We start from the raw sequence: 21846 nt of genomic DNA, 5'->3' as shown, positions 1-21846 counted from the left end.
CTCTAGTCTAGTAGGTCAACTCCATCATACCATATTCTGTCTGCCGCGCGTGCTCGATTGCCGGAGGCTATCCTCGTCCTCCTTCTATTATGATCGATTTCATTCTGTCTGTCGCGTACGCTCCCGGGTTGACCGCATTGGCGTCAAGCCAGTAGGAAATGCGAAAAGAAGAGCCATCCTCAAGGTGAAGCCGCAAAAAAACCGGATTGCTATATGCAATGTCAGAATAGATTCCATCAAAGCCAACATAAGCCAGAGAAAGAAAATCCTCGATAAATGCGATTGTTTCTTCCTCACTGTAATCGTACATATGGCTACCATCATTGCCGCTTTCCCGACTAAGCTTCGTCACTTTTCCTTCGATGTCGTACAGCTCCTTTATGGTCTCGGCCGCTTCATTTCTATGTACTTGAAAAAGTCGTCCCCCGGCGATCAGCCGGAAATCAGGCCGGTAGCCGACGCTTTCAAAAATCTCAGTTCCTTCCGGCAGAAAAGCAGCATCGCCATTTTCGATTTGATGATCGGCGCAGGCCTGGTCAGCAAGTTGAAAGGATACTTCACCAAGCTTTTCTCCTTTTTGACGCTGCCCCCCCTCCTTTCCCAATCCAATATATTCGATATCGTTATACATCAACACATCGGCCCATTCATTGATCTCATTCGGGCAGGTTTCCAGTTTTTGCACCTGAGACGAGCAGCCGCCCACCACCAATAAAAGCAGAATCATACCCTTTTTCATCTCGATCCCCCCTTTATGTGATGAGACGCCCGTTCGTCGGTTAACGTTTCTTCTTCGTGATTAAAATCTTCCAGAGCGGACGATCGCCCAAATGATCCAGAGAAAGAGAAACGAGGCGATCCCAAGCCCGATTTCGAGCGAAGGCAGGCGCGACAGAATCGTCTGCTCCGCCGTGAGCGAACCTCCGACAATCACCGCCGCCATAATGATGCTGAACGATAAAAGCACGATCGAAAACGAAAGCTTATTCGTAATCTGATCAATTTTATGGTTCAGCTGATCGAGCTCGGAAATCGACATTTTCATTTCCAGTTCATTGCGCCGCGCGGCACGGATCACGTGTTGCAGCTCCTTCGGCAAGTAGCGCAACGTCCTGAGTAAATCAATTGTCTCTTCCTGCATCTGCTTTGCGGCGCGGATCGGATCATAACGCTCTCTGACCAGATCGTGGCCAAACGGCTCGATAATATCAATAATGCGAAGCTGCGGCGCCAACGTTGCCAGCAGGCGCTCAATGGAAAGGATTGATTTCAGCAGCACCGTTAAGGACGATGGGACGAGACAGCGATGCTTGTGGGCAATATCGAAGATTTCCTGCAAGGCGTTTGCCAGGCTGATCTCGCTTATTTCCATCATCGCATATTTGATCCGCAGCTGCTCGAGGTCCTCCCAAATCAGCTCCTGGTCACTGTCCTCCCGTAAAATTTCCATCCCGATCAGGGCGCGGTGCACTTTGTTTGTATCGCGCTTGTAAAGGCCGATCAACAGCAGTGCCAGCTCCTGCCGCATCCGACGCGAAAGCCGGCCGACCATGCCAAAGTCAATCAAGACGACCTTGTTCGCTTTCGTGACAAATACATTCCCTGGATGAGGATCCCCGTGAAAAAAGCCGTGGACAAACATTTGCTCAAACATCCCTTTGGCGAATTGTTCGGCTATCCGTTTAGGCTGATAGCCGGCTGCTTTTGTCGCCTCTGTTACTTTCACTCCATCAATAAACGACTGCGTCAGCACCTTTTTCGTAGAATAATCACTGTAGATCCGCGGTGCTGAAATATAACCGCTTTCCATGCTCTGCTTGCGAATCCGCTCGGTATTATCGGCCTCAATCACGAAATTAAGCTCCTGGCGCAGCACTTTCGCAAATTCGTCAAACAGCTCGACAAGCTGAAACTGCGCGACCCAGCTGAGGCGGTCCTCGGCCATCACGAGCAAATCAGCGATAATTTCAAGATCCGTTTCGATCAGGCGCTCAATCATTGGCCGGCGCACTTTGACGACGACCTCCTCCCCACTTATCAGCGTCGCCCGATGCACCTGTCCAATCGACGCCGCGGCAAGTGGCTGTTCATCGAAAGAGGCAAAGCAAGCCGGCAATGATGCTTGCAGTTCGGCTTCAATAATGCCCTTCACCTCCTGAAAAGGAAAGCTTGGCACATGATCCTGCAGCGTTTCCAGTTCACTAATAATCATCGGCGGAAATAAGTCAGATCGCGTACTCGCCACCTGTCCGAGTTTAACAAAAGTCGGCCCCAGTTCTTCCAGCAAAAGGCGGATTCGTTTCGCCATCGAAGCGTCGCTCTCCGGTTTCCTGCCAGACTTCCTCCTCACCTGGTCCATCAGGCCCAAATCACGGACAATATGGCCGAAGCCGTAATGAAACAAGGCCGTAGCTATCTCCTGATACCTTGACAAATGGCGCATTTTTCGTCTTAACATCTCTTCGTCCTTCCTTTTGACCGTTATCCTCTTCTATAACCATACCAAATTATCAGGCTGATCAAACACCCTGTTTTTTCTCACTGTGCTCATTACCTATTTTTCTCAGGCAGGTCCGGCGTGATGCGAATTCCCCCTGTTTTTCAACCATAGCAAAAAAGCAGTACAGCCTGCTAAAGACTATACTGCCAAGTTGACTCGTTAAGCGAGATCGACATTATGGTAAACCTGCTTGACGTCCTCCAAATCTTCAAGAACATCAATCATTCTTTCAAATTGGGCCTGCGCATCAGCATCAAGGGTCACATCATTTTGCGCAAGCATCGTCAATTCCGCGACCGTAAAATCAGTAATGCCGGCCTGCCTGCATGCCTCCTGCACGGCATGGAACTGAGCGGGATCCGCATAAATAATAACCGAATCATCTTCTTCAAATAGATCACGAACATCGACATCGGCTTCCATCAGCAATTCCAGCATCTCTTCCTCCGTCTTCCCTTCAATGCCAAACACGGCAGTCGCATCGAACATATAGCTGACCGAGCCACTCACACCCATATTGCCGCCGTTTTTACTGAACGCCGCCCGAACCTCTGCCGCCGTTCGATTGACATTATTCGTCAGCGCATCGACGATCACCATTGAGCCGTTCGGGCCGAAGCCTTCATAGCGCAGCTCATCGTAGTTCTCCTCTGAGCCGCCTTTTGCCTTCTCCAACGCGCGTTCAATGATCGCCTTTGGCACATTATACGTTTTGGCGCGCTCCAGCACGACCTTTAACGCCTGATTCGACTCCGGATCCGGCTCGCCCTGCTTGGCGGCGACATAAATTTCACGGCCGAACTTCGCATAAATCCGGCTCGTATTCGCATCCTTTGATGCCTTCTTTTCCTTGATATTATTCCATTTACGACCCATTGCTTAACACTCACTTTCACTTCAAGTAAATAGCGTTTCGTCATTCTTTTTTATTATACCTTACTTAGCAGAAAAAAACGAGATTGCAAGGGTCGTCGGAGATGGTTGGCGCTAGAGCTGTCCGTTCTTGACTGAGCCACCTCCCCCACTTTGGAAATCCGGCAAAAAAAAATAGACAAGTTTCCCTTCATTCCTTGCATATGTATAGAGCAGGGCTTGTTTAAGAAAGGAGAATGAAAGATGGTAATTCGTTTACGCAAAAGCTGGCTGCTGCTTGCGCTCGCGGTCGTCGTCTCAAGTGTGTTATGGTACGTGCTGCAGGACCGTTCTTCAGTTGAAACCGCAGGACGGGCTGGTGAAATCTTTGAGCTCCATATGGTGACAAGTGAAATTAAGTCAACGACAGAGGACGGACATGAGCTCGAGGCGTACCGCTGGGACCCTGGCACATTGTATATTCCAAAAGACAAGGACATCACCTTGCGCATTTACGGGGTGAATGGGATGGAGCATCCTTTTTATGTGGAAGGAACCGACATAAAAGGAACGGTCAAAAAAGGAGAAGAAACGCTGATTAATTTGCATTTTTCAGAGCCTGGCGTCTACCGCCTTATTTGCACCGCTCACAGCAATATCGAAAATAACGGACCAATGATCGCCTATCTGATCGTCGAGTAAGGCGACTACGTTTATGAAGGAGCGCCACCGGGAAAGGTGACAGAAACGGAACAGAAAAGGAGGCGATCAGATGAAGCAATTTAGCGTGGCCCCAAATGCCGATGCATCGCGCTGGCTCGTCAAGCTGGAGGATGTCGCTCCTGAAGACAGCTTCACCTCAAAGGATGAAGCGATACGGGCAGCGGAGGAGCTGGCGCGGGAAAATCAGCCGAGCCGGGTTCTGATTCTTGATCAGCAGCATCAAATCATTGAAGAAAGACAGTATTAGACGTATGGGAGTTGCCGGCACATCAAAATGGCGAAGCTGCTGAAAAGGGAAATCATCCTTTTTCAGCAGCTTTTTCGTTATGACATTTTTCGGCGGCTCTCTTTTTTTACAAAAAAGCGGCCCTCTTCCTCGTCAGACGCATAGAATAGCGGAAAGATGCGTAAGGAGAGATGGAAGCATGAAGAGCAATTTCCCGGTATTTACTACCGAATCTAACGAACAGCGTGAATCGTTTGTTTTTTCGTATGCGGAAGGGGATGTGAATGGAGACTTTATCGTCGACTATGTTTATTTAATCGGGCAGCGGTCCGACGACAGTCCGTACAGCACGTCTGTCACGCTCGTGATTCAGGACGGAAGGACGAATCAATTTCACAGCGTCGCCCTTTCGACCGATCAAGGCTACGAGCCGCGCCTGTTCCTTGCCCCGTTTTCACGGGCGAATGTCGATGATATTTTGATCAGCATGGATTCAGGCGGAAGCGGCGGCTACGGCTATTATTATCTCTATTCGTTTTACGAGAATGAGCCTGTGCTTTTATTTGACTATGACGCTTTTGACCGGTTATATGACTATGAGGTGATCTACAAAAACGACTACCGAATCGAGGTGACAAACAAGACGCTGCATCTTTCCTTCGTCATCGACATTAGCAACCGTGCCCGTGACTACCTGGCAGATCTTTATCATCCGGACGGCACATTAAAGACCCCTCTGGAGGGGTCTGTTTCCGGGTTGAACCAGCTCTATCCGATTGACTTCGACGGAGACGGCGTCTATGAGCTGTATGCGCTGCAGCGCATTATCGGCCAGTATAATGCCGATGGTCTCGGGCTTGTCCAAACGCCGCTTAGTTGGGACGGCACAGCGTTTACACCGGCGTTCGGCAATCAATACGTCGCCGTCCTCGGCGTGAACCAATAGACGTTACAAATTTTCAAGAAAGACACGAATGACATCCGTACCGCCGACGACCGTGCCAAGCGTGCTGCCAATGTTCGTAAAAATAATAATCAGCAAAATGCGCGTCACTTTATTTTGCCAGAAGCCTTTGACAGAAACGACATCATCGGCAAGGCTCTCCAGATCACCGACATTCGGCCGGCGGAAATAAGCTTGTACAAATCCGGCAAACCAGCCCGCGGCAATTAACGGATTGAGCGAGCTGATCGGCGCGACGACAAAGGCGGTCAAAATCGTTAACGGATGACCAAAGGCAATCGCCGCTCCAAGGGCGGCAAATGATCCGTTCCACAGTATCCAGCTAATCGTCTGCTGGAGTCCAGCTGATGGGTTGGCGATGAACGTGTAGGCGATAACGGCCAGAATCATAATCGGAATCGCCCAGCCAATGATCTTCGGCAGCTTCGATTTTGGAGGAAGTTTCGTTAACGCCTGTAAATCCTGTTCTTTTTTGATTTCCTCCGTAATTCCCGGCACGTGGGCCGCGCCAAGCACCGCCACGACCTTTTTGCCTGGTGCTTCTTTGATCTTCTGCGCCAAATATTGATCTCGCTCGTCAATGAGCGGAACCTTTAAACGCGGAAAGGAAGCAGAAAAATCCTGAAGCGTGGCGTTAAGCATATCCTGAGATTTCATTTTCTCCAGCTCTTCTTCCGAGATCGTTTCATTTGTAAAAATGCTGCCAATCATCTGCGTCAACAGCTTCGCCTTGCCCCAAAAGCCGACGTTGCGCCAAATGCGGGCAAAGGTGATTTGTATGTTGCGATCAGCCAGAACAAGTTCGGCGCCTACTTCTTTGGCCGACTCGATTCCCTGGATCATTTCCTGCCCCGGCTGAATGCCGAATTGCTTGGCGATCCGCTTTTGAAAGGAAGAGATGACGAGATTCATTAATAGAAACGTTGTTTTCTTCGCCTTCATAATTTTAAAAATGTCCATTTCCTTCCAGCGATCCTGGTTTTGGATCGTTTCAAACCGCTGCTGATCCAGCTCGACACAAACAGCGTCCGGACGCTCTGTTTCAATTACTTCTTTGACCTGCTCCGCGCTTTTTTTTGAGACGTGAGCCGTTCCAACTAGAATAAATTCCTTGCCATCTTGAGATATTCTCGTAATCGTTTCCTCTGACATCGTTGACCTTCCTTCTCCAGACGTTTTCCCAGTAAGTATACCAATAATGGAGCTGAAAACATAGCGTTCTGTCAAAAGGAAGGTCCTCTAAAGCGAAACGCTCGGCACTGTTCGCTTTCTCTGAAAGCCTCTTTTGCCATTCTCGCAAACTGTCAGCTTAAAATCCTCTTAAAAATATCCTTCCCGGCATAGTGCGCAGCAGCTCCAAGCTCCTCTTCAATCCGCAGCACTTCATTCCATTTCACCGTTCTTTCAGATCGCGCGACCGAACCAACCTTTAGCTGACCGGCATTTGTCGCAATTGCCAAATGAACGATTGTTGCATCCTCCGTCTCCCCTGAACGGGCAGAAATAACGGGCAAGTACCCGGCGCTTTTCGTCGACTCAATCGCATCCAACGTTTCCGTAATTGTGCCGATTTGATTCATTTTAATCAGAACCGAATTATAGACACCTTGCCGGACTCCTTTTTGAATGCGGGGAACTGATGTCGTGAACAGATCATCACCGATCAGCTGCAGCCGCTTACCGATTCTTTCCGTCAGCTTGCGTGAGCCTTCCCAGTCTGTTTCCGCCATCCCGTCCTCAATCGAGATAATCGGATAGCGATCAGCCAAATCACACAGATAATCAATAAACTCATCACGCGTAAAGGAACGATTCTCTAAAGCAAGACGGTAGCTGCCATCCTCCTCGTAAAACTCACTCGAGGCGATATCGAGCGCAATCGCCACCTCTTTGCCCGGCTGATAGCCCGCTTCTTCAATTCCTTCCACTAGTAGCTGCAAGCCTTCTTCATTCGTGCTGAAGCCCGTCGGCCAAAAGCCGCCTTCGTCGGCCGTCGCTAAAGGCTTCCCATGTCTTTCGAAGACTTTTTTCGTTGCCTGATACACATTGACGACCATTTCATAGCCCTGTGAAAAGCTCGTTGAGCCGACCGGAATGACGAGATAATCCTGGAGGTCGGTTGTCGCTCTCGCATGGGCGCCGCCGCCGATAATTTGAATCATCGGCAGCGGCAGCTGCTTCGCATTCGCTCCGCCTAAATAGCGGTATAACGGGACGTTGCTTCCGCGCGCTGCGGCCCAGGCGACCGCCATCGAAACGGCAAGTATGCTGTTCGCTCCGAGCCGTGACTTATTTTCCGTTCCATCGAGCTGGCACAACAATTGATCAATCGCCACCTGGTCGGTCGCATCTAAACCGAGCAAAGCAGGAGCGATAATCGACTCGACATGCCCGATCGCCTGATAGACCGCCTTCCCCTGAAATGAGCCAGCGTCTCCGTCGCGCAGCTCCAGTGCTTCGAATTTTCCGGTTGACGCGCCTGACGGAACCGTCCCCCGTCCCCAGCCTCCTCCGGCTAAATGGACATCAACCTCGACTGTCGGAACAGAGCGGGAATCAAAAACCTGGCGTGCTTTTATTTCAGTAATCGCAAATGGATTCATAAGAGCCTCCTCGTTTTTTTAACATGACGTGCTGAACATCGCGAAACGTGACAGCGGAGCTGATGATCTCGTAGCTGAGCTCACGAATTAGTGCTTTATCTTCAGCTGCCGTGATATACTCGGCAGGTGATTTGCCGTCGACTCTGGCGAGAAACAAAAAGGCGAGCAATCTGACCGTCTCGCGCTCCAGCTGCTGCCGGTCGATAAAGTCGATATGCTTGAAATAGCTGGCGATAAAGCATTGCATCAGATGCAAATAGGCCGGCGCCCATTTCTTTTCGTTGATCGACTTCAACAGAAAATGCGTCGTCACAAAGGCGAGGTCAAATGCTGGATGACCGATGTGAGCGACCTCATAATCAAGAAGATACAACCGTTTTTTCGTAACGAGAATATTCTTCGGGCTGAAGTCGCCATGGACAAGCGTCAGCCGCTGCTCAAGCAGGAGAGCAATCGTCTCGTCAATCATCGCTTGTAAGGACGGATGCTTTTCTTTGACCGTCTCCAGGTAGGGAGAAATCCGCAGCTCTTTAAAAATCTGCTGATTGGCAAACCGCTCATGGAAACGCTTACTTTTTGCCGCATGCTGATGGACAGTGGCGAGCGCAATTGCAATTTGCTCTGTTACTTGAAAATCAAGCCGCCCTGCTAATAATTGCTGCTTCCACACCTCTGCCTCAAGCGGGGCCGCCTCCATCACATAAAGATACTGCTCGTCGTCACTATGGACAAAATCAGGCACCGCTTCGGGAATCAGCTCGTTAAGCGCAATCAGACAGTCTTTTTCAATCAAAATGCGGCGAATATCGGAAAACCAGTCATCCTTCACGTTGAGCTTTGACAATGCCTGCTTAACAACGAAGCTTCTTTTCTTTCGCTCGACCCTGACGACCTTGCAGGAAACACCACCCGTTAACGAAGTGTACTGAACATGTTCTCCCGTTTGAATCAAATGGCGATCCAGCAAATAGCTATGCAGGCTCTCCTTATTATTAATATCAATCATCTTGCTCCCCCTTTATCCCCGTCCGGACGAAAATAGCACTACCTGTTCCACCGTCTGCTTGCCAGCTTGAATATGCGTCGTCAGACAGTCAATCGCCTGCCGGCTCTCTCCGCGCTGCAGATGAGCAAGAATCTCCTGATGCATGCCGATTTGTTTTTGCGTATCATAGCGCTCCGCAATTAGCTCCAGCAGCGTATACAAGCAGGGCGACAACGTTTCCCACAGCTTGCATAATGCCCGGTTCTGACTGCTTTCCACGAGCCGGCGGTGAAAATAAAGATCCAGCCAAATATACGGCTCACGCTCAGCGGCGGCGACGGATTCCATCGCCTTTACGATCTCGGTCATTTCATGATAAGCCCGGCTGTCACCTGCTTCCACGCTTTCCTGGATCGCCAGTGTTTCTAAATACGTTCTTATCCTGCACCAGTCCGCGAAGCTTTTGTCTGAAAAACCGACGACATAAGGTCTGCCATTGCCCGGAATCTCAATCAACCCTTCGATATGTAGCTGTTTAATCGCATCGCGGACAGGTCCCCTGCTTAAGCCGAGCTCCTCCGAGACCAATTTTTCATTCAAGTGCTCGCGAAAAGCCCATTTCCCGGTGAGTATGCCTTTTCGAATGTAATTCGCGACTTTAACATGTGTCGCTTGCTTGATCTGCTCAGCAAAAAGAAGCTCCGTCACGACTGCCTCCTCCCTCGCTAAAATGTTAACAATTAATAATTAACTTATTACTTTTACTATATAATGAATGGTCAGACTTTTCAATCGTTTTTTCAACAAACAAAAAGCAACCTCAGAGAAAGCCTCATAAGGTTGCGATGGTGGAGTGTATGAATACGTTTCTGAATGTGACTGTTCAGCAGAGCTAGTCGGCACTATCAGCCTTGCCAGGGAGATTTATGGTTCCCGCCTGTTCCAGACTTCCTCGTTAATCAGGGTTGGCGGCTTTTGTCCTTGTAATCCCTTTCGCAAATTGTCTGCGGCCAGCTTCGACATCTGATATTCACATTCGATCGTCGACGAGCCGATATGCGGCAATGTCACTACATTTGAAAGCGACAAGAGCGGATTGTCGGGCCGGGTCGGCTCTTCGGTGAAAACATCCATTCCGGCCGCGCGAATCTCTCCTTGTACAAGTGCCTCATAAAGCGCTTCTTCATCGATATTTTGTCCGCGTGAGCCATTAATAAAAATCGCTGTTCGCTTCATCCGCTGAAATTCCGCTTTTCCAATCAAATGCTTCGTAGCCTTGGAAGCGGGAACCATGAGACAGACATAGTCAGAACGTTCAAGCAGTTCATCAAGTTCGCAATAGGTCGCCTGGAACCGTTCCTCCGCTTCAGTCCGGCGCGAACGATTATGATATAAAATCTTCATATCAAATCCGAGGTGAGCCCGCTTGGCGATCGCCGTGCCGATATTGCCCATGCCGATAATCCCTAATGTTTTATGATGAACATCGATCCCGTATTGCTCCGGCTGCAAGGAAACTGTCCATTGCCCGGCTTTCACATAGTGATCGAGCTCAGGAATACGTCTGGCAGTGGCCAACAGCAGGCCGAACATCGCATCGGCTGTCGTATCATCAAGAATATTCGGCGTATTGGTCGCCATAATCTGGCGCTTTGTCAGCTCTTCTAAATCAAGATTGTCATAGCCGACAGAGACGTTGGAAACGATTTTCACATTCGGAGCGAGCTCGAGCAGCTCCTTCGTCACCTTAAGGGCAAGGCCGATAATGCCGTCCGCTTCTTTTAAAGCCTGATCAAAGCGCGGATCTCCGACATACTCATGGTTTTGAAATGATGTCACGTCAAATTCCTTTTCCAGCTCAGCCAGCACACGCTCATCGACTCTCATATAGGAAAGAACCTTTTGCTTCATTCTGATCCCTCTTTCCGAAAAAATATGATATTCCTTTTACGATAACACGGGAACGCGTACAGCGGCTATCGCTTTTTCCTACTAAATGTGGAACCATTCAGGCAGTCAGCTATGGTAAACTGACTGTAGGCACGAAACATTTGAAAGAGGGAAGCATATGTCGAAAAGCTTTGAAATCACAAACGTCGCCGTAGCTCCGCCTAAACAACTCGTTTACGGGCAAGACAAAGAACTGTATACTGGGATCGCAAAACAATTTGTGTCAGAGGTTTTTTTAACAAAAGACGGCTTCAACGGAGATGATGTCGCTGATAAAAAGCATCATGGCGGCCGCGACCGGGCGGTCTGTCTTTACCCGGCGGAACATTATGCAAAGTGGAATGAGGAATTCTCCACTTCGCTTCCGGCTTCCGCCTTTGGAGAAAATATTACCGTTAAAAACCGGCTTGAACGCGATGTGTATATCGGCGATATTTATCAGCTTGGGGAAGCGGTCATTCAAGTGACGCAGGGAAGAGAGCCATGCCATACAATCGAAAAGCACACCGCCGTGCGCGGGTTGCTCAAACGGCTCGTGCAAACCGGCTACACCGGCTATCTTTGCCGTGTATTGGAAGAAGGAACCGTCCGCGCCGACTCAGATTTGAAGCTGCTTGAAGAAAACGCTCATCGTGTCTCGGTGCTTGAAGCGAACGAAGTCTATTTGCAGCGCAACGTTCCCCGTGACGCGCTCGAACGTCTTCTGACGGTGCCTGAACTGGCAGAGCATTGGCGGAACAAGCTCCAGCAGCGTATATAGTTTCAGCTGTTAAACGGATTTTTGTGGAATGTGAGGGGGATGAGTCATTTAGAAAGGGTTGAGCGACAGCCTGTCGACAACCCTTTTTATAATGTATCGAGAGTAGAGCGTTTTGCTGGAAAAGGAACATCAGTCTGTGGAAAGGTGAGGGGCGCTGTCAGCTTTTTCATTGTTTCGGCTTCAGCCATACTGGAAATTTGCTGCACGTTTGAAATCGGCTCCACGCCTCCAAAGCGAAAGCCTGCATTTGTTGGTTCCGATGCGTAGCTGTTTTCCGCTGCTGGCATTGGCTGTTCTCCATCAGCGATAACATGGCCGACGAGCATGGCCGTTTCTTCCACCGTAAGCTCCCTTACTTCCTTGCCTAGATAAGTGTCGGCAGCTGTTAAAATACACCACACTTCTGAACCACTTTGAATGCTTTTTAAGTATTGGTCGAGAAGCTCCCGCTTGCTCGCTTCGCTTTCTGTATATAAAAATAAGTAATCTTCAACCAGAAAGTTTTTTTGACTATGCATCATATTTTCAGTCGCCGCCTGTAAATATGTTTCGATTCCTTCCTGGTATCCGTCTGCTGTAACAGGGAAAAAGGCCGAGGGATCATCCTGATGACTTGTCTGCGCCTCCGTTATTTTATGAATCGTAGAAGATGAATAATACAGCACAGCATCCTCATCTTTTTCCTTCTTTTCATCAAAGCCGTAAATCGTCGATCCATTCATCGCAATTCCAAGAGCGGCAAACAATGTGAGAAAAAGGCCTGTTTTTTTACCGTAGCCCACTGCTGATCTGCTTCGCAATCTCATCTATCTACCCTCCCTTGTATCATGTTACGCTTACATCGATACCCTTATTAAACCACATTTAAACCATTATTTTAGAGAATATCCCAAAAAAATTGATTGGCAAGTTTGGAATATTCTTCTCTCGTTCGTCTCCGTCCCTTTTAAAGCTCTCCCCGTACTCTTCGGTCTCCACCCGGTGTTTCCCTTCTTTTTTCATTCTTATTGCTATGCTGACTCCGCTCAGAATATCCCGTCCACATCCTAAAATGACCCCTGCGAACCGTTTTATCCGGCTGACTACATGACTTAGGGGCCGAGACAAAAAGTTGTCCCAGCCCCGTTAATCACTTATTGAAACTGCTTAAAGAGTAACGTCACATTATGGCCGCCAAAGCCAAATGAATTCGAGATGGCGACAGTGACTGACTGATTGATCGTTTCGTTTGGCACATAATTCAAATCAAGCTCGGGGTCTCGTGTCTGATAATGAATCGTTGGTGGAATGATCCCATCCCTGATCGTCAATACGGAAAAAATCGCTTCCAGGGCGCCGGCTGCTCCGAGCAGATGCCCGGTCATCGATTTGGTCGAGCTGACGGCAAGCTTGTAAGCATGATCTTGAAACACTTCCTTGATCGCCATCGTTTCATAAAGATCATTATAATAAGTGGATGTTCCGTGCGCATTAACGTACTGAACCTCTTCAGGCTGAAGGCCGGCATCGGCGAACGCTTTTCGTATGGCGCGCTGACCGCCTTCCCCGGCCGGGGCAGGGGTCGTAATATGATAGGCGTCACCGGTCGCCCCATAGCCGCCGAGTTCAGCGTAAATGCTCGCTCCTCTTGCCTTGGCATGCTCCAGTTCCTCAAGGATGAGCACACCCGCCCCCTCGGCGATGACAAAGCCATCCCGCTCTTTATCGAACGGCCGGCTGGCCTGCTCTGGATCAGGGTTCGTCGAGAGCGCTGTCATGTTTGAAAAACCGGCTATCGTCATTTCGGTGATCGCCGCCTCAGTTCCCCCTGTGATCATCATATCCGCTTCGCCATTTTGTATCGCCCGGTACGCATCGCCAATCGAGTTGGCTCCTGAGGCGCAGGCCGTGACCGAGCAATTATTAATGCCCTTCGCTCCGACTTCAATCGAAACGCGTCCCGAGGCCATATCAGGAATTAGCATCGGAATGATGAATGGACTTACCCGTTTCGGTCCTTTGCTTAAATAGCGCTTATGCTGTTCTTCAAACGCATCAAGCCCGCCAATCCCTGAACCGATCCAAACGCCGATCCGCTCCGGCGAGACATTATTCCCGATTTGAACGCGCGCATCCTCCAATGCCATTTTACTGGCGGCGATCGCGAATTGCGTGAAGCGTCCCATTCGTCTTGCTTCCTTGCTGTCGATAAACTGCTCGGGTTGAAAATCCTTCACTTCTCCTGCCACTTTCACCTGGAAATGTTCCGTATCAATTCGCGTTATTGGCGCGACACCGGATTTTCCGTTTTTGATCTGTTCCCATGTTGTAGCCGCATCATGTCCGAGTGGACTGACGGCGCCTATTCCTGTTACAACTACTCGTTTTTTCATCGTTATGCTCCTTTCGTTCATTTCCCCCATTTTAAACAGACGGCTCCCCACGTAAGTCCTCCGCCAAACCCTACCATGACGACAATATCTTCATCCTTAATCTTGCCAGCCTGCAGCTCTGCGAACAAAGCGAGCGGAATCGAAGCTGCCGATGTATTGCCGTGCCATTTCACGGTCGCTGCCACCTTGTCCGGCGCGAGGCTCAGCCGCTCTCTTGCCGCCTCAATAATGCGGAGATTCGCCTGATGCGGCACGAGAAAATCAACATCCTCATTCGTCAGTCCAGCGCGCCTTACGACCTCAAGGCTCGATTCAGGCATTTGCCTTACTGCGAACTTGAACACTTCCCTGCCTTTCATTTCGACATAGCCGCTTTCCGAAGACACGAGCAAATGCTCCGCCCCTCGGCCGTCAGCGCCAAGCTCAAATGATAAAATCCCTTTGCCCGCCGACACTTCACTTAAAATCACAGCCCCGGCCCCGTCTCCAAATAAGACACACGTATTGCGGTCCGTCCAGTCGACAATTTTAGAAAATTTTTCACTTCCGATAATAAGAACGTGCTCATATGTATTCGTTTCGATAAACTGCTTGCCCGTCACAAGGGCATAAATAAAGCCCGAGCATGCTGCGCTGACATCCATTGCCGGCACATCCTCAATCCCGAGTGCCTGCTGCACGAGACAAGCAACGGACGGAACAGCATGATCAGGTGTCGCTGTAGCAACAATAATGAAATCAATCTCCTTAGCCGCCAGCCCGGCATCATTAAGCGCCTGTTTTGCCGCTGAAATCGCCATGTCGGATGTATCGGTTTCCCTGTTCGCCACCCTTCTTTCCCTTATTCCTGTCCGCGTTTGAATCCATTTATCACTCGTTTCAACCATTTCTTCCAAATCTTTATTCGTTACCACTTCTTCCGGTAGATAAACGCCTACCCCCGTAATCCCAACAGCCTTCATGTAACCACCCTACTTTGCCTATCGTATGTTAACATTATAAAGCACAACAGGATAAAAAGGTAAAAGAAAAAAGCTTGAGACAAAACTAGATTTGGACCTACTGGCAATGGCTTCACACGCCACAAGCCCGTTGTGAGAAACCCACTCACAACGGGCTTTAAAAGATCGTGGCGGTTCCGCTCATTGCTTAGAGAGGCTGGGGAAAAAGGTCAAAAAACAACCTTTTTCCCAGCCTCCCAAAACATGAACGAGGTTTCCTCCTCGTTTCACTATCCAATCCCTACCTCTTTTTCCAATATCAACGCTGCATCCGGGACAAAACCACATTGGTTGCCCCAGCCTCACAAGCCGAGACCTTTCATGCTTCATTACGCCAAAACAGGCGTAGCGAGCCGTACGTCTTCCTGCTCGTGGCTAAGGTCATAGGTCAGGCAAACCGGCTTATTTGTCCGGGGATCGGTGACGATTTCCGCATCAATTTGAAATACCTTTCTCAGCACATCAGAAGTCATCACTTCATTGGCTGTCCCTTCTTTAATGACCGTTCCTTTGTTTAAGGCAATCATATAATGAGCGAAGCGGGCCGCATGGTTCAAATCATGAATGACCATCACGATCGTCCGCCCTTCAATTTTGTTCAGACGTTCCAGCAATTGAAGAACCTCCAGCTGGTGGGCCAAATCAAGATATGTCGTCGGCTCATCAAGCAGCAGCAAATCGGTCTCCTGAGCGAGCGCCATCGCAATCCATACGCGCTGACGCTGCCCCCCTGACAAGGCATCGATCGTCCGGTCGGCAAATTCGTTCATTCCCGTTACGTCAATTGCCCATTCGATCACGCGTCTGTCTTCTGCCTTCAGCTTACCGAACCCTTTCTGATGAGGAAAGCGGCCGTATGACACTAGCTCGTAAACCGTAAGTCCATTCGGTGCTTCCGGGGTTTGCGGGAGGATCGCCATCTTCTGCGCCAGCTCCTTCGTCGGCGTCTGGTGGATCGCTTTCCCGTCAAGATAAACAGCCCCATCCTTTGCCTTCAGCAAACGGGACATCGTTTTTAAGATCGTCGACTTCCCGCAGCCATTCGGCCCAATAATCGTCGTGACCTGGCCTTCCGGTATTGTAATATTCAGCTGTTTGACGATCTCAATCTCTCCATATGAAATGCCCAGATCCTTCGTTTCTAGCTTTCCCATCTGTGCTGATCCTCCTTATGCATCATTCGTTTTCATTAATAAGTAAATAAAATACGGCGCCCCAAGAATCGCAACGACAATCCCAACCGGAACTTCCGAAGGGGCAAGCAAATTGCGCCCGAGCGTATCAGCCACGAGCAGCAGCAAGGCTCCCAGTAAGGCAGATGTCGGAATGAGCCATTGATGCTTTGGACCGACAAGCCTCCTCGCCAAATGAGGAGCGACTAAGCCGAGAAAAGCAATACCGCCGCCGACGGCGACGCACGCCCCGGCCAGTGCCACGGCAATAAACAGCAGGAGCCTTCTTTCCTTTTCCACCTTTGCGCCAAGTCCGGTAGCAAGCGTATCACCAAGCTGCAGCACGTTTAAATAGCGCGCTTTGTAAAAGGTGAGTGGAATCAAAATCGCGATCCACGGCAGCAGTGCCAGCACATAGCGCCAATCCGTCCCCCAAATCTGACCGGCAAGCCAGATCGTCGCTCTCATAAAGTCGTTCGGATTCATCTTCAGCTGAAAATAAATCAGCAGCGCGGAAAAAGCGGCATTAATCCCGATCCCGACAAGAATCAGACGGATCGGTGTTACGCCATCCTTCCAAGCAATCACATAAATGAGGAAGGCGGCAAGCGCAGCTCCAGCAAGCGCAAACAACGGCATGATAAAAATAGACAGCGTGCCAAGACCGCCCATATCTCCTTCGAAGAAAAAGATAAACATCACGACAGCAAAGCCGGCACCGGTATTAATTCCTAAAATACCCGGATCGGCAAGACCATTCTGTGACACGCCTTGCAAAATCGCTCCTGACACAGCCAGCCCCGCACCAATTAAAAGAGCAATCACCATCCGCGGCAGCCGGAATTCAAACAGAACAAGAGCCTGCTGCTCCGTCCCTGCCCCGAGCAATGTCCGAAACACTTCGCCAGGCGAAATCCGGATCACCCCTAGATTTAGACTAATGATAAAAACAAGCATGATGCTGATGACAATCGCCCCGACTGTGATCAACGCTTTTTTATTCGCCGTTCCTTTCACTACAATCCCCTCCTTCCACTACGAGCAAGGTAAAGGAAAAAAGGAACGCCGATAAGGGCAGTAATCACGCCTACAGGTGTTTCATAGGGAGGATTGAGCATTCTTGCACCGATATCGGCAAGGACAAGCAGCAAGCCCCCAAGCACCGCGGAGCACGGAATAATATAACGATAATCAACCCCCACTAAAAAACGGGTCAAATGAGGGATGATAAGTCCGACAAAACCAATCGCTCCTCCGACCGAAACAGCTGCTCCGGTAAGCAGCACAACAACGAGAACGCCTATTGTTTTCACAACAAATGTCCGCTGCCCAAGTCCCTTTGCTACATCTTCTCCTAAACTGAGCACCGTCACGGAGCGTGAGATAAGCAGCGCCAGGCCAAACCCGATAACCGCGACCGGGACTAAAAGCTGGATGCTGATCCACTTCGTACCGGCCACACCCCCGGCATACCAGAAGCTGATATCCTGCGCAACGTTAAAATGAATGGCAATTGCCGAGGACAGCGCACTTAGCAAAGCACCGACCGCCGCTCCGGCAAGGGCAAGCTTCACCGGCGTTAAGCCGTTTTTCGAAAAGCTGCCAATGACAAAGACGATCAGCGCACCAAGCCCTGCTCCGGCAAAAGACCAGGTCAAGAGCCCCAAATAGCTTGTTCCTGGAAAGAAAGCAAAGGCAAGCGCAATCGCAAATGCCGAGCCATCGGTCACCCCCATGATCGAAGGGGACGCAAGCGGATTTCGCGTCATTCCCTGCATGATCGCTCCCGAGACGGCCAAAAAAGCGCCAACGAACAGCGCCGCAAGCGAGCGCGGAATTCGCAGCTCATAAATAATCTGGTGTGCGGTAACATCAGGCTGAAAAGCAAAGACCGCTTCCCAAACAGTGATAAAATCAATTTCAGCCGCTCCTAACGAAATGGAGGCAGCTAACGAAACAAGCAGCAGGATCAGCCCGGTAACAAATACCACGACTGAAACAACGGGCCTTCCGGTTGCCTTGCCTGCTTCTCCATCAGTAAGCTGTTCATTTCCAGCAGCTCCGTCTTTTCTCTTTTTCATTCGGTTCTCAATCCTTTTCCAGTTGCAGCAACACTAATACGATAATGAAAATCATTATCATAAGTGTACCGTACTTGTTTCTTTCACGCAATAACTTTCTTATATATAGTCAAGCAAGTAGCTCTGGCCAGATCAGCTTACCGTCGGTATACTTCATTCAATGTTGCGATAACGATTATCATTATCAAACTAATGGCTCGCTGCTTTCGATGAAACAGTGGACAAAAAGAAAAAAAGCTTGCATCCGTGATAGAAAAAATGAAAAAGTCGTCATTTTAGAAATCAGCGAAAAAGAAATGTTCTTGTACGGCACCTCCTATGGCGCGGTGACGAAATCATATATAATGAGCTGGGCTTACGCGCTCCGGTCAAGGTTGAGGAGATAGCTTTTGAAGCTGGCTGGGCCGGGATGACGCTTGAAGTTTTACCAGAGTATCTTGCAGAAGCCGATTATCTTCTTCTTGGCGTACGGGAGTTGGGAGAGGAGAACAAGAAAGACATTCAGAACAGCCCGTTATGGAAGAACCTTCCTGCTGTGCAGGCCGGCTGCGTCATGGAATATGATTTGGACTCTTTTTATTTCCAGGATCCGATCGCCCTTGAACAGCAACTGGATGAAACCGCCGCATTTTTACTTAGCAAGCAGTAAGCAGGAGCGCATAGCTGAAAAAGCAAGCAGGAGCCTTTTTGCCTGCTTGCTTTAGGCTTACAGCGCTCCGCCATCATCCGGAGACAGCTCTAGCTATGAGCTGGGAGCCTGATCGTAAAGGTCGTTCCTGCTCCTTTTTTACTTGTCACTTCAATCGTTCCGTTCATGCTGCGAATAATACTGAAAGAGACCGTTAAGCCAAGCCCTGTCCCTTTTTCCTTCGTCGAGTAAAAAGGCGTTCCAATTTGGGCAAGCTGATCCTCCGACAGACCGACTCCTTTATCAATAATCCGAATGTACACCCACTCTCTCGCTTTTGAAAGCGAAATCGTGACTTCCCCGTGAGCAGGGCTCGCCTCGATTGCATTTTTAATCATATTAATCAGCACTTGCTGCAGCTTCTCACGACTTCCATAAGTCGTCAAGCTCTGGCCGTCCTGTCCTTCAAATCGAAGCTCCACGCCGTTCATTAAAGCATAGGAAGACAAAGTTTGGCTGATCAGCTCCATTTCCTTGCATAAATCAATCTTTTCTGCCTTATCGACTTGAGGCTTGGCCAATGTCAAATAATCATTAATAATCATTTGAGCCCGCTCCAATTCATTCGTCATAATCGAAATATGCTCTTTATGCTTGGCCGGCAATTCGTCCGACCTGGAGAGAATCTGCATAAAACCGCTGACTACCGTCATCGGATTGCGAATTTCATGGGCGACGCTTGCCGCCATTTGTCCGATAATATACAGCTTTTCTGATTTTTGCATTTCCATATGTAGATAATCATTCTCACGGAACGTCTCAATCATATATACGACAACCCACATCATCACAAGATGCAAGCCGATATTAAACAGATAAAACCATATCATTTCATCCAGTAAAGCCGGAAAGATGAGTTGAATAAACAGCACAATTAAAAACGAATGAACGACGATAAACAAGCACGTCGATTGGATCTTCTTCCGAAAGCTGAATTGCAAATAATTTTTAAAAAAGACGAAAATAAGAATATAGGATAACACATAGGCAAGCAGGACGACATAGAATCCCATACCGCCAAGCGTCAGGCGATAGGCGATCATCAGAACCGTTAAGATCGTCCCGACCGTGAAATTGCCGTACAGGAATGAGGCAAACCACGGCACACTGCGAACATCGAGCAGCCCGCCAGTGAGAAATGTAATCGGAAATGTCATACAAAGCCAGATCGAAATTCCGCATATAATCCCAATTAAAATAGAATGATAGCGCTTAAGTCGCGGATAATGGCGCAACAACGAATAATAGAATAATATAGGGAAGAAAATATAAATCATCTGCAATAATAACTCTATGAACATTAAGTCTTCAGCTCTTCTTCTCTAACATACATTGTCGTAACACCTTTCTCTTTTAAAATACGGCCAGCTTTTTATTTCGTCCAGCCAGGCTCATAGGTATAGATCGTCTCGCCGCCATGCTGGGCATTTCCCCGAAAATGCAAAAAATCTTCCTGATTCGTCAACACAGCCCGAAAAGACAGAAAATCCGCTTTCGTTACGCGGTAAGCTTCAATCTCTCCTTGACGAAGCTGGTTCAATATCATCTCAGCGTCTTTTGTTTCCATTGCATTCACTACCTTTTCCGTAAAAATCTTATCCACTTTCTCCCTTGATTTTACCATAGGTGCCAAGGAAAAGTGATGATGATTTTTTTCTCGCTCCACACGAAAAAAGGATGCCTCGAATCGTCATGAGCCATGACCTTCTAAAGACATCCCGCTGTGGGAAAGAATCATTACACTGTTTTTTTAAGAGAAAGCCTGCTCTGCCGCTACATAGGAATAGCCTAAGTCACGTGCAACGGCCTCGTAGGTGACATGACCTTTTGCAATATTTAATCCGAGCTGAAGCGCTTTGTTTTCAAGCAGAGCCTGTTCAGCCCCTTTGTTGGCAATTTGCAGGGCGTACGGCAGCGTGACATTTGTTAAGGCAATCGTCGACGTCCGCGGCACTGCTCCCGGCATATTGGCAACCGCATAATGGACGACATCATGCTTCGTATACGTCGGCTCATCATGAGTCGTAATCCGGTCGACAGTCTCAATAATGCCCCCCTGGTCAATCGCCACATCGACGACGACAGAGCCCGGGCGCATCTGCTTAATCATTTCCTCCGTCACGAGCTTCGGCGCTTTCGCCCCGGGAATCAGCACCGCTCCAATAACAAGATCGGAATTCGCCACCGCTTCAGCGATCGTCAGCGGATTCGACATTAACGTCTGAATATCGGAACCATACAAATCATCGAGCTCGCGCAGGCGTTCCGGACTCAAATCAATAATCGTCACATTCGCGCCAAGCCCCATCGCAATTTTAGCAGCATTTGTCCCGACAACGCCTCCGCCGATCACGGTTACATTTCCCCGCGAGACGCCTGGAACACCGGATAATAAAATTCCCATGCCGCCGTACTGCTTTTCAAGAAATTGTGCACCGATTTGCGCCGACATCCGCCCGGCCACTTCACTCATCGGCGTCAAGAGCGGCAGCGTCCGGCCAACTTGCACCGTCTCATAGGCAATGGCCGTCACGCCGCTTTCGACAAGCGCCTTCGTTAATTCAGGAGCCGCTGCTAAATGAAGATAGGTGAACAGCACGAGCCCTTCACGAAAGTAGCGATACTCACTCGGAAGCGGTTCTTTCACTTTCATGATCATATCGGCCTTTTCCCAAATGAGCGCACGGTCCTCTTCAATTTCGGCTCCGGCCTGACGGTACGCCTCATCGTCAAAGCCGCTACCAAGTCCCGCATTTGTTTCGACGGTCACCTGATGCCCGGCCTGAACAAGACTCATCACACTGGCCGGCGTCATCGCTACTCGATTCTCATTGTTTTTGATTTCTTTCGGCACTCCTACTCGCATCTTCATTTCCTCCTTTTCTCTTCATGTCCTATTGTCAGTATAAGCCTTTCTACCTTGCCCGGACATTGTGCTCATGTTAAAAATTGGAGACCTTCATTTGTTA

General features: G+C 49.2%; 22 protein-coding genes. 5 read left to right on the top strand and 17 right to left on the bottom strand.

The window, feature by feature from the left end:
* Nucleotides 1–67 precede the first annotated feature (67 nt).
* From M3202_RS04490 to M3202_RS04480, 3 genes are all read right to left on the bottom strand, one after another.
* Nucleotides 68–739 (bottom strand): hypothetical protein, encoded by a 672-nt coding sequence (locus M3202_RS04490; RefSeq protein ID WP_251222140.1) that lies wholly within the window; start codon nt 737–739, stop codon nt 68–70.
* 60 nt (nt 740–799) lie between these two features.
* On the bottom strand, nt 800–2458 hold the full coding sequence (locus M3202_RS04485) for an ABC1 kinase family protein (protein ID WP_251222139.1): 1659 nt from the start codon (nt 2456–2458) through the stop codon (nt 800–802).
* Nucleotides 2459–2659: 201 nt separating this feature from the next.
* Nucleotides 2660–3376, bottom strand: a complete 717-nt coding sequence (locus tag M3202_RS04480) for a YebC/PmpR family DNA-binding transcriptional regulator (protein ID WP_251222138.1) — start codon at nt 3374–3376, stop codon at nt 2660–2662.
* 240 nt (nt 3377–3616) lie between these two features.
* On the opposite strand from M3202_RS04480, the gene M3202_RS04475 reads away from it, so the two are divergent.
* The 3 genes from M3202_RS04475 to M3202_RS04465 all read left to right on the top strand — a co-directional run bounded on the left by M3202_RS04475 (nt 3617) and on the right by M3202_RS04465 (nt 5247).
* Complete coding sequence (locus M3202_RS04475; protein ID WP_251222137.1) at nt 3617–4054, top strand: cupredoxin domain-containing protein; 438 nt, start codon at nt 3617–3619, stop codon at nt 4052–4054.
* Between the two features lie 70 nt (nt 4055–4124).
* Nucleotides 4125–4322 (top strand): DUF2188 domain-containing protein, encoded by a 198-nt coding sequence (locus tag M3202_RS04470; protein WP_251222136.1) that lies wholly within the window; start codon nt 4125–4127, stop codon nt 4320–4322.
* Nucleotides 4323–4500: 178 nt separating this feature from the next.
* Nucleotides 4501–5247, top strand: coding sequence for a YybI family spore inner coat protein (locus M3202_RS04465; RefSeq protein ID WP_251222135.1), 747 nt, complete (start codon nt 4501–4503; stop codon nt 5245–5247).
* A gap of 3 nt (nt 5248–5250) precedes the next feature.
* On the opposite strand, the gene M3202_RS04460 is transcribed toward M3202_RS04465, so the two are convergent.
* From M3202_RS04460 to M3202_RS04440, 5 genes are all read right to left on the bottom strand, one after another.
* Nucleotides 5251–6417, bottom strand: a complete 1167-nt coding sequence (locus M3202_RS04460) for a TraB/GumN family protein (RefSeq protein WP_251222134.1) — start codon at nt 6415–6417, stop codon at nt 5251–5253.
* A 152-nt stretch (nt 6418–6569) separates the two neighbouring features.
* Nucleotides 6570–7868, bottom strand: coding sequence for a phosphopyruvate hydratase (eno, locus tag M3202_RS04455; RefSeq protein ID WP_251222133.1), 1299 nt, complete (start codon nt 7866–7868; stop codon nt 6570–6572).
* A complete protein-coding gene (locus tag M3202_RS04450; protein ID WP_251222132.1) occupies nt 7846–8874 on the bottom strand; it encodes a phosphotransferase family protein in 1029 nt (342 codons plus the stop codon). The genes eno and M3202_RS04450 overlap by 23 nt, the downstream gene beginning before the upstream one ends.
* A gap of 12 nt (nt 8875–8886) precedes the next feature.
* Nucleotides 8887–9561 (bottom strand): GntR family transcriptional regulator, encoded by a 675-nt coding sequence (locus M3202_RS04445; RefSeq protein ID WP_251222131.1) that lies wholly within the window; start codon nt 9559–9561, stop codon nt 8887–8889.
* Between the two features lie 216 nt (nt 9562–9777).
* Nucleotides 9778–10764 carry a 2-hydroxyacid dehydrogenase gene (locus M3202_RS04440; protein ID WP_251222130.1) on the bottom strand — a complete coding sequence of 329 codons (987 nt, stop codon included), beginning with the start codon at nt 10762–10764 and terminating at the stop codon, nt 9778–9780.
* Nucleotides 10765–10921: 157 nt separating this feature from the next.
* Between M3202_RS04440 and M3202_RS04435 the strand changes: the two genes are divergently transcribed.
* Entirely contained in the window at nt 10922–11563 is a 642-nt protein-coding gene (locus M3202_RS04435) for an MOSC domain-containing protein (protein ID WP_251222129.1), read from the top strand.
* Between the two features lie 86 nt (nt 11564–11649).
* On the opposite strand, the gene M3202_RS04430 is transcribed toward M3202_RS04435, so the two are convergent.
* From M3202_RS04430 to M3202_RS04405, 6 genes are all read right to left on the bottom strand, one after another.
* Nucleotides 11650–12369: a transglycosylase domain-containing protein gene (locus M3202_RS04430; RefSeq protein WP_251222128.1), complete on the bottom strand. Its 720-nt coding sequence runs from the start codon at nt 12367–12369 to the stop codon at nt 11650–11652.
* Between the two features lie 327 nt (nt 12370–12696).
* Complete coding sequence (gene fabF, locus M3202_RS04425; RefSeq protein WP_251222127.1) at nt 12697–13935, bottom strand: beta-ketoacyl-ACP synthase II; 1239 nt, start codon at nt 13933–13935, stop codon at nt 12697–12699.
* Nucleotides 13936–13952: 17 nt separating this feature from the next.
* Nucleotides 13953–14897, bottom strand: a complete 945-nt coding sequence (locus M3202_RS04420; protein ID WP_251222126.1) for a beta-ketoacyl-ACP synthase III — start codon at nt 14895–14897, stop codon at nt 13953–13955.
* Nucleotides 14898–15265: 368 nt separating this feature from the next.
* Entirely contained in the window at nt 15266–16090 is an 825-nt protein-coding gene (locus tag M3202_RS04415; RefSeq protein ID WP_251222125.1) for an ABC transporter ATP-binding protein, read from the bottom strand.
* A 15-nt stretch (nt 16091–16105) separates the two neighbouring features.
* Complete coding sequence (locus M3202_RS04410; RefSeq protein WP_251222240.1) at nt 16106–17065, bottom strand: FecCD family ABC transporter permease; 960 nt, start codon at nt 17063–17065, stop codon at nt 16106–16108.
* Between the two features lie 59 nt (nt 17066–17124).
* Nucleotides 17125–18189 (bottom strand): FecCD family ABC transporter permease, encoded by a 1065-nt coding sequence (locus M3202_RS04405; RefSeq protein WP_251222124.1) that lies wholly within the window; start codon nt 18187–18189, stop codon nt 17125–17127.
* A 409-nt stretch (nt 18190–18598) separates the two neighbouring features.
* On the opposite strand from M3202_RS04405, the gene M3202_RS04400 reads away from it, so the two are divergent.
* On the top strand, nt 18599–18838 hold the full coding sequence (locus M3202_RS04400) for a TroA family protein (RefSeq protein ID WP_251222123.1): 240 nt from the start codon (nt 18599–18601) through the stop codon (nt 18836–18838).
* Nucleotides 18839–18927: 89 nt separating this feature from the next.
* Here M3202_RS04400 and M3202_RS04395 read toward each other — a convergent pair whose 3' ends face one another.
* The 3 genes from M3202_RS04395 to ald form a co-directional block, all read right to left on the bottom strand.
* On the bottom strand, nt 18928–20178 hold the full coding sequence (locus M3202_RS04395) for an ATP-binding protein (protein ID WP_251222122.1): 1251 nt from the start codon (nt 20176–20178) through the stop codon (nt 18928–18930).
* A gap of 71 nt (nt 20179–20249) precedes the next feature.
* Nucleotides 20250–20444, bottom strand: a complete 195-nt coding sequence (gene ykzS, locus M3202_RS04390) for a protein YkzS (RefSeq protein ID WP_251222121.1) — start codon at nt 20442–20444, stop codon at nt 20250–20252.
* Between the two features lie 183 nt (nt 20445–20627).
* Nucleotides 20628–21743: an alanine dehydrogenase gene (gene ald, locus M3202_RS04385; RefSeq protein WP_251222120.1), complete on the bottom strand. Its 1116-nt coding sequence runs from the start codon at nt 21741–21743 to the stop codon at nt 20628–20630.
* Nucleotides 21744–21846 lie beyond the last annotated feature (103 nt).

Origin of the sequence: Halalkalibacter oceani (assembly GCF_023715605.1) — a bacterium.
GTDB classification, from domain to species: Bacteria; Bacillota; Bacilli; order Bacillales; family Bacillaceae_D; genus Halalkalibacter; species Halalkalibacter oceani.
This window is presented reverse-complemented; position numbering and strand designations above follow the sequence as displayed.